Source organism: Mesorhizobium sp. M7A.F.Ca.CA.003.01.2.1, assembly GCF_003998945.1.
Classification (GTDB): domain Bacteria; phylum Pseudomonadota; class Alphaproteobacteria; order Rhizobiales; family Rhizobiaceae; genus Mesorhizobium; species Mesorhizobium ciceri.
Genome location: NZ_RZRA01000136.1, coordinates 1 through 7,935 on the forward strand (window position 1 = coordinate 1; position 7,935 = coordinate 7,935).

At 63.3% G+C, this 7,935-nt stretch carries 10 protein-coding genes; 8 read left to right on the forward strand and 2 right to left on the reverse strand.

Translation table 11 applies throughout. The features are described from left to right. The first annotated feature begins 346 nt into the window (after positions 1-346). The 4 genes from EN969_RS08325 (at position 347) to EN969_RS08340 (ending at position 3,130) form a co-directional block, all read left to right on the forward strand. The gene (locus EN969_RS08325) at positions 347-670 is read left to right on the forward strand and encodes a hypothetical protein (protein WP_024502789.1); all 324 of its coding nucleotides are present in this window, start codon (positions 347-349) and stop codon (positions 668-670) included. A gap of 32 nt (positions 671-702) precedes the next feature. After that, complete coding sequence (msrA, locus tag EN969_RS08330; protein WP_063168985.1) at positions 703-1,368, forward strand: peptide-methionine (S)-S-oxide reductase MsrA; 666 nt, start codon at positions 703-705, stop codon at positions 1,366-1,368. A 195-nt stretch (positions 1,369-1,563) separates the two neighbouring features. Further along, positions 1,564-2,553, forward strand: coding sequence for a BMP family ABC transporter substrate-binding protein (locus tag EN969_RS08335; RefSeq protein ID WP_024502791.1), 990 nt, complete (start codon positions 1,564-1,566; stop codon positions 2,551-2,553). Between the two features lie 115 nt (positions 2,554-2,668). After that, positions 2,669-3,130, forward strand: coding sequence for a GNAT family N-acetyltransferase (locus tag EN969_RS08340; RefSeq protein ID WP_063168986.1), 462 nt, complete (start codon positions 2,669-2,671; stop codon positions 3,128-3,130). Here EN969_RS08340 and EN969_RS08345 read toward each other — a convergent pair. Both EN969_RS08345 and EN969_RS08350 read right to left on the reverse strand, forming a co-directional pair. Further along, positions 3,125-3,520, reverse strand: coding sequence for a hypothetical protein (locus EN969_RS08345; RefSeq protein ID WP_063168987.1), 396 nt, complete (start codon positions 3,518-3,520; stop codon positions 3,125-3,127). The two genes, EN969_RS08340 and EN969_RS08345, sit on opposite strands and share 6 nt — an antisense overlap. Before the next feature lie 23 nt (positions 3,521-3,543). Continuing rightward, positions 3,544-3,753: a SlyX family protein gene (locus tag EN969_RS08350; RefSeq protein WP_013529634.1), complete on the reverse strand. Its 210-nt coding sequence runs from the start codon at positions 3,751-3,753 to the stop codon at positions 3,544-3,546. 227 nt (positions 3,754-3,980) lie between these two features. Between EN969_RS08350 and EN969_RS08355 the strand changes: the two genes are divergently transcribed. From EN969_RS08355 to EN969_RS08370, 4 genes are all read left to right on the forward strand, one after another. Continuing rightward, on the forward strand, positions 3,981-5,513 hold the full coding sequence (locus tag EN969_RS08355) for an ABC transporter ATP-binding protein (protein ID WP_024502792.1): 1,533 nt from the start codon (positions 3,981-3,983) through the stop codon (positions 5,511-5,513). Continuing rightward, on the forward strand, positions 5,510-6,649 hold the full coding sequence (locus tag EN969_RS08360) for an ABC transporter permease (protein ID WP_063168988.1): 1,140 nt from the start codon (positions 5,510-5,512) through the stop codon (positions 6,647-6,649). Before EN969_RS08355 ends, EN969_RS08360 begins: the two co-directional genes overlap by 4 nt. A gap of 1 nt (position 6,650) precedes the next feature. Further along, positions 6,651-7,622 carry an ABC transporter permease gene (locus tag EN969_RS08365; protein WP_013529631.1) on the forward strand — a complete coding sequence of 324 codons (972 nt, stop codon included), beginning with the start codon at positions 6,651-6,653 and terminating at the stop codon, positions 7,620-7,622. Positions 7,623-7,677: 55 nt separating this feature from the next. Next, a partial coding sequence (locus tag EN969_RS08370) for a cytidine deaminase (RefSeq protein ID WP_127419066.1) occupies positions 7,678-7,935 on the forward strand: 258 nt, incomplete at its 3' end.

Here is a 7,935-nt window from a genome sequence, read left to right on the forward strand (position 1 = left end):
CTGGCGTGTCCACCGGCACAAAAGGAAGCCGGCCGCATAATTCGCGCGGGCAACAAATCCGGGTTCACACGGTCTTGGGAGACTTCGCCGGCGCGTCGGTTTGCGAGCACCAAACGCAAAAACCCGCCTGTGCGGCGGGTCGTCGGCGCAAGTCAACGCCATACCCAAACTATTAGCATAGCTGCCCTCACATGTCAATGAAAAGCGACCCGACTGACTGTCGTCCGGCCCTCCGTTGACCTGAGTTTGGAGTCTGCAAATTCGCGTATGGCGATTGCGATCCAGCCATGCGCATTCTATCTCTGAAAAGCCCCTCGGGAGAGGACCAGCCCGGAGGAGGGTTCTGATGTTTCGCTTCGTCTTTCGTCTTGCCGCAATGATCGCGCTGTCGATTTCCGTCATCATGGCGGTGCTCGACGCGACACGCACAGTGGCGGCCTCCGTGCTGGTGCTGACCCCGCTCAACAGCAGTTGGCTCGCGGTCTCGCCCGACACGCGGGCCGCCTTCGAGACCTTCATCCGAACCAAGACCAGCCCGCTGCTATGGGATGGCGCCATCGCCTGGGTGCTGAACCAGCCGGGCTTCGCCGTGTTCGCGGTGCTGGCTTTCCTGCTCTATGCGATAGGCTACAGGCGGCAACGTCGCGCCGGACAGTTCGTCGCAAACTGATCCGCTTTCCGCGAAGAGAGGGAAACCCGCGCATGTTCTTTCTCAGCGACATGCTGAACAAGAAGCTCAATCTGCCGAAGCCCTCCGAGGCCCTGCCGGGCCGCGCCAGGGCGATCCCGACCGCATCCAGGCACAAGGTCTTGAAAAGACCGCTCAAGGGTCCTTATCCCGAGGGGCTGGAGACGGCCATGTTCGGGCTCGGCTGCTTCTGGGCTGCGGAGCGGCTGTTCTGGCAGGTCGAAGGCGTCTGGGTCACCGCGGCCGGCTATGCCGGCGGCTTCACGCCCAATCCGACCTATCAGGAGACCTGCACCGGGCTAACCGGTCATGCCGAAGCGGTGCTGGTGGTCCATGACCCCGGGATCGTCTCCTATGCTGGGCTTCTGAAGCTGTTCTGGGAAAGCCACGATCCCACGCAGGGCATGCGCCAGGGCAATGATGTCGGCACCGCCTATCGCTCCGCGATCTACACGAGCGACGAGGCGCAACTGTTGGCGGCGAGCGCCTCGCGCGATGCGTATGAGACCTCGCTGCGCGGTGCCGGCCACGGCAGGATCACCACCGAGATCGCCCCGGCGGCCGAATTCTACTTCGCCGAAGCCGATCACCAGCAATATCTGGCGAAGAATCCTTACGGCACGTGCAACCTCAAAGGCACCGGTGTCGCTTGCGCCATCCCTGCCGCCGCCTCCGCCTGACACAAGCTGCGGTGCGGCTTGCCCGCACCAAGCTTTTCCAAAAGGTCAAAATTCCGCGTGAATTTTGTTTCGGGCCATGCCAGATTGCCGCCGAGCGGGAGGGAATACACTCCTGGCTGACGTCGCATGCCTGCCGGAGAACCGGGCCGGCATGCGGTGCGTAACGGAAAAAATAACCGACAGGGTGTGGATCACATGAAACGTATCGTTCTCGGCCTCCTGGCCGCAACCGCAATGGTTCTTCCGGCTTTCGCCGCGGATGTCCAGCCGGCCATCCTCTATGATCTCGGCGGCAAATTCGATAAATCCTTCAACGAGGCTGCCTATCACGGCGCCGAGAAATTCAAGACGGAAACCGGCACGGCCTACGTCGAATTCGAGGTCTCCAACGCCTCGCAGCGTGAGCAGGCGCTGCGCCGCTTCGCCGAGGACGGCCACAACCCGATCGTCATGGCCGGCTTCGCCTGGGAGGATGCGCTGAAGAAGGTCGCGGCCGAATATCCCGATCTCAACTTCGCCATCATCGACGACGCCGTCGACATGCCCAATGTCCGCTCGCTGGTATTCAAGGAAAACGAAGGCTCCTATCTCGTCGGCATCATGGCGGCGATGGCCTCGAAGTCGAAGAAGGTCTCCTTCGTCGGCGGCATGGACATCCCGCTGATCCGCAAGTTCGAATGCGGCTATGTCGGCGGTGCCAAATCGGCCGGCGCGACCGATGTCATCCAGAACATGACGGGTGACACGCCGGCTGCCTGGAACGATCCGGCCAAGGGCGGCGAGATCGCCAAGACGCAGATCGACCAGGGCTCCGACGTGGTCTACGCCGCGGCAGGCGGTACCGGCGTTGGCGTGCTGCAGGCGGCGGCAGATGCCGGCAAGCTTGGCATCGGCGTCGATTCCAACCAGAACGGCCTGCAGCCCGGCAAGGTGCTGACCTCGATGCTGAAGCGCGTCGACGTCGCCGTCTACACCGCCTTCATGGACGGCAAGAACGGCACCTTCAAGGGCGGCGTCGAGAATCTCGGCCTCAAGGAAGGCGGCGTCGACTACGCCATGGACGACAACAACAAGGCGCTGGTGACGGACGAGATGAAGGCGGCCGTCGAAAAAGCCAAGGCCGACATCATTGCCGGCAAGGTCGAAGTACACGACTATACGACTGACAACGCCTGCCCCTATTGAGCGGCACGAACACACAGCCATGATCTGCAAACCGCCGGGCGCCAGCCCGGCGGTTTTGCCTTTACCGGATCGAGCGAAACCTTCGCTCCGTGCCGGACACCGTTTCGAGATACAGATGCAGCCGACGATCGGACCCATGGGCGAGCACGACGTAGCAGCGGTCGCGCAACTGCGCCTGTCTGCCTTTTTCGAGGGAACCGGAAGGACTCTCGGGGAAGATGCGGCAGGGCTTCGCGACTTGATCGCCGGTGACGGTTTCGAGGCGGCATTCGTGGCCCGGATCGGCGACACCCCGGTCGGGACATGCCTGCTGGTGCGCCACGAACTGGAGCCCGCGCATGATCTGACGCCATGGCTGGCCGGGTTGGTTGTCGATGCAAGGTATCGACGCCGAGGCATCGCCACCGCGCTGGTCAAGGCAACGGAAGCCCATGCGGCGTCACGGGGCGTCGAGATGCTCTATCTCTACACATGGGATGCGCGTGGTTTCTACGCGGCCCTCGGCTGGAACACCGTTGAGATATGCCGTTCGGACGGCGAGACGATGGCTCTGATGTCTCGCCGGCCTCGCCTATAGCAGCTTCGCGGCGAGACAACCGAGCGCGAACGCCACCATCAGTCCGGCGGCAACCACAAATCCACGCCGGCCGCCCAGCGCGTGCACGCCGACGCCGTATGGCCGCTGCGACAGGCTTCGGATCACGGTTGGCGGCCTGGCGTCGCTCAGGCCAGAACTACGCATCTGCGGCAGGTCGCCAATGCGCTGCGTGATCTGCTTCCAGCGCTCTTCGCCATCCCCCGGTTCGGCACGGTCGAAGACGTGCATGCGCTCGGCAAGTCGCACGACCTCGTCGCGGAAGGCCGGGTCGATCTCCAGATCACGTTCGGCCCGTTCGCGCTCCGCATCGTTCATCAGGCCACGCACATAGTCGCTGGCCCGTGCAATGCGATCGCTTTCACTGGCCATGGCATGCGCCCTTCCCTTTTTCCTCACCAGTGCGGCGGCTTGGTTACAGGCACTTCATCTCCCGTCTGCTCCTCCAGCGCCAGGAAGCGATCCGTCAGCGCGTCGAGCTTGCGCTGCATGCGCTCGATCACTTTCCACTGCTCGGCGATCTGGCCGGACAGTTCCTCGATGGTCTTCTCCTGCTCGGCGGCGCGGATTTCCAGCGTCGTCAGCCGGTCGGCGGGTATGGTCATGTGAATTCCCCAGTCTTCACCGCGATGTCTTGCGCCGCGATGTCTTGCGCCGCAATGCGAATTTCGGCTCCGCCATACTAGCGAATGTGAAGGCCCCGGCCACGTTGCAAATTGACAAGCGCACCGGGATTTGTCGAGAGTGAACCTGCTCCGCCAATTGGCACGGGCGGAGCGTCATGCTAGGCGTTTTGACCAAGCGATAAAAAAATAAGAGTGGGACAGGCTGCATGGCGCAAGCCGCAATCGAGTTGATCGGCATCAACAAGAGTTTTGGTGCGGTGCGCGCCAACCGGGACATCAATCTTGAGATCGGTCGCGGCACGATCCACGGCATTGTCGGCGAGAACGGCGCTGGCAAGTCGACGCTGATGTCGATCCTCTACGGCTTCTACCAGGCCGACAGCGGCGAGATCCGCGTTGGCGGCCAGCCGGCTTCGATCAAGACCCCCAATGACGCCATCGCGCTCGGCATCGGCATGGTGCATCAGCACTTCATGCTGGTCGACAATTTCACAGTGCTGGAGAACGTCATCCTCGGCGCCGAAAGCGATGCGCTCTTGAAGAAGAGCATCGCCAAGGCGCGCTCCGAACTGGAGCGGCTGGAGCGTGAATACGGGCTGGAAGTCGATCCCGATGCAATCATCGAGGAACTGCCGGTCGGCCTGCAGCAGCGTGTCGAGATCCTGAAGGCGCTCTATCGCGGCGCCGAGATCCTGATCCTCGACGAACCGACGGGCGTTTTGACGCCGGCCGAGGCCGACCATCTGTTCCGCATCCTTCGGCAGTTGAAGGACCAGGGCAAGACGGTGGTGCTGATCACCCACAAACTGCGCGAGATCATGGCCATCACCGACACGGTGTCGGTCATGCGCCAGGGCACGATGGTGGCGACGCGCGAGACCAGGAAAACGACTGTCGAGGAACTGGCCGAGCTGATGGTCGGCCGGCGCGTGCTCTTGCGGGTCGAGAAGGGCGAGGCAGAGGCCGGCGCCGTCAAGCTCGCAGTCAAGAACCTGACGGTCAGGGATACGCGCGGCGTCACCATGGTCGACGACATCTCCTTCGATATCAGGGCCGGCGAGATCGTCGGCATCGCCGGTGTCGCCGGCAACGGACAATCCGAACTGCTCGAGGCGATTTCCGGCATCAGGCGTGCCGTTTCCGGCTCGGTCATGCTGGATGGCAAGCCGATCGACCTGACCGGTGCCGCCGACCCCGGAGAGTTGCGCGACCGTGGCCTGGCGCATGTGCCGGAGGACCGCCATCACGTCGGGCTGGTGCTGGCCTTCGAGGAGAACGAGAATTCGATCCTCGGCTATCACGATGATCCCCGCTATTTGAAGGGGCCGTTCCTCAACATCGATGCCATCCGCAACGATGCCAGGGACAAGATCGCCAAATACGACATCCGCCCGGCCGACTGCCGGCTGAAGACCGCCAATTTCTCCGGCGGCAACCAGCAGAAGATCGTGCTGGCACGGGAGATGGAACAGGACCCGGGCGTGCTGATCGTCGGCCAGCCGACACGCGGCGTCGATGTCGGCGCCATCGAGTTCATCCACAAGCGCCTGATCGCCATGCGCGACCAGGGCAAGGCGGTGCTGGTGGTGTCGGTCGAGCTGGACGAGATCCGTTCGCTGTCCGACCGTATCCTGGTGATGTTTGCCGGCCGCATCGTCGGCGAGCGCGGTCCGGAAGCGACCGAGGGCGAGCTCGGCCTGCTGATGGCCGGCATCGAGCACCAGGAGGCCGCGCAATGAGCACGCCTTACGCCAAACTGCCGGCCTGGGCCGACTATGGCCTGATCCCGCTGATCAATCTGTTCGTCGCCTTCGTCGTCGCCGGCTTCGTCGTGCTTCTGGTCGGCGAGAATCCGTTGCGCGCCGCCGTCATCCTGGTCGAAGGCGCCTTCGGCAAAGGCACAGGCATTGCCTTCACCCTGTTTTATGCCACCACCTTCATCTTCACCGGGCTTTCGGTCGCGGTTGCCGCGCATTGCGGCCTGTTCAACATCGGCACCGAGGGGCAGGCCTACATCGCCGGCCTTGGCATCGCCATCGTCTGCCTGAGCTTCGACAGTACACTGCCATGGTGGCTGACCTTCCCGCTGGCGATCATTGCTGCGGCGGCGGTGGGCGCATTGTGGGCGCTTATCCCGGCCTATCTGCAGGCCAAGCGTGGCTCGCACATCGTCATCACCACCATCATGTTCAACTTCATCGCCGCCTCGATCATGGTTTACCTGCTGGTCGGCCCGTTGAAGCCAGCCGCCTCGCAAGCGCCGCAGACGCGCAACTTCCTCGCCGGCGCGGAATTGCCCAAACTCAACTGGATCATCGAGCTGTTCGGCGCCAAGATCCGTTCGGCGCCGCTCAACGTCACCTTCCTGCTGGCGCTGGTCATGGCCTTCCTGGTCTGGCTGCTGATCTGGCGCACCAAGCTCGGCTACGAGATGCGCACCTACGGTCACAGCCCGAAGGCGGCACGCTATGCCGGCATTTCCGAAACCCGCATCATCATCACCGCCATGATGATCTCGGGCGCACTGGCCGGCATGATGGCGCTCAATCCGGTGATGGGCGATCAGCACAATGTCGCCATCGACTTCGTTTCCGGCGCCGGCTTCGTCGGCATCGCCGTGGCGCTGATGGGCCGCCTGCACCCTGTCGGCATCGTATTGGCGGCGGTCCTGTTCGGCATGCTCTACCAGGGCGGCGCCGAACTCGCCTTCGAGATGCCGGCAATCAGCCGCGACATGATCGTCATCATTCAAGGCCTGGTGATCCTGTTTGCCGGTGCCCTCGAGCACATGTTCCGGCGCTACATCCAGGCGCTGTTTGCCTCGTTCAGTCCGCGATCGGTCGGCATGGAAGCGGTCAAGGGGAAAGGTGCCTGAGATGGATGTGTTCAACGCGATCATCCAGACACTGGACTCCACCATCCGCCTCTCGGTGCCGCTGCTGCTTGCTTGCCTCGCCGGGCTCTATTCGGAACGCGCCGGCATCTTCGACATCGGCCTCGAAGGCAAGATGCTTGTCGGCGCCTTCGCCGGTGCGGCCGCAGCTTCCGTGTTCCATTCGGCCTTTCTCGGCCTCGGCATGGCGGTCGTGATCTCGGTCGCCTTCGCCATGATCCACGGCTTTGCCTCGATCACTCATCGCGGCAACCAGATCGTCTCCGGCGTGGCGATCAATTTCATCGCCGCCGGCTCAACCATCATCCTCGGCCAGGCCTGGTTCCAGCAGGGCGGGCGCACGCCGGCGCTGCAACCGGGCGAGCGCTTCGAGGCCATCACCTTGCCGGGCGCCGAGGCCATCCGCGACGTGCCGATCATCGGACCGATCTATGCCGAACTCCTGTCGGGCCACTCGATCCTGGTCTATCTTGCCTTCCTGATGGTGCCGTTCACCTGGTGGGTGCTGTTTCGCACCCGCTTCGGCCTGCGCCTTCGCGCCGTCGGCGAGAACCCGGCCGCCGTCGACACCGCCGGCATCTCGGTCGCCTGGCTGCGCTACCGGGCGCTGATCTGCACCGGCATCCTCACCGGCATTGCCGGCGCCTACCTGTCGATGGTGCAAAATGGCGGCTTCGTGAAGGACATGACTGCCGGCAAGGGCTATATCGCGCTGGCAGCCTTGATCTTCGCCAAGTGGAAGCCGGTCAACGCCATGTTCGCCTGCCTGCTGTTTGGCTTCCTGGACGCTGCGTCGATCCGCCTGCAAGGATCCCCGCTGCCCATCATCGGCAAGGTGCCGGCGCAGTTCATGCAGGCGTTGCCCTACATCCTCACCGTCATCCTGCTCGCCGGCTTCATCGGCAAGGCAATCCCGCCACGCGCCGGCGGCGTGCCTTATGTCAAGGAACGTTGAGCGACGGGTCGGCTTTGCGCCGGGTTTTGAACACGATCATCGGAGAGAACGCTGAATGTCGCATGATCTGTTCGAGGCCGCCAAGGCCGCCATGGCCAAGGCCTACGCGCCCTATTCTAAGTTTCCGGTCGGCGCTGCCTTGCGCACCGAGGACGGTCGCGTCTTTACCGGCGCCAACATCGAAGTCGCCTCCTATCCGGAAGGCTGGTGCGCCGAGACCACGGCGCTCGGCCACTATATTATGGGCGGCGGCGGCAAGATCGTGGAAATCGCCGTGCTTGCCGAACGCATGGCCAAATGCTCGCCTTGCGGC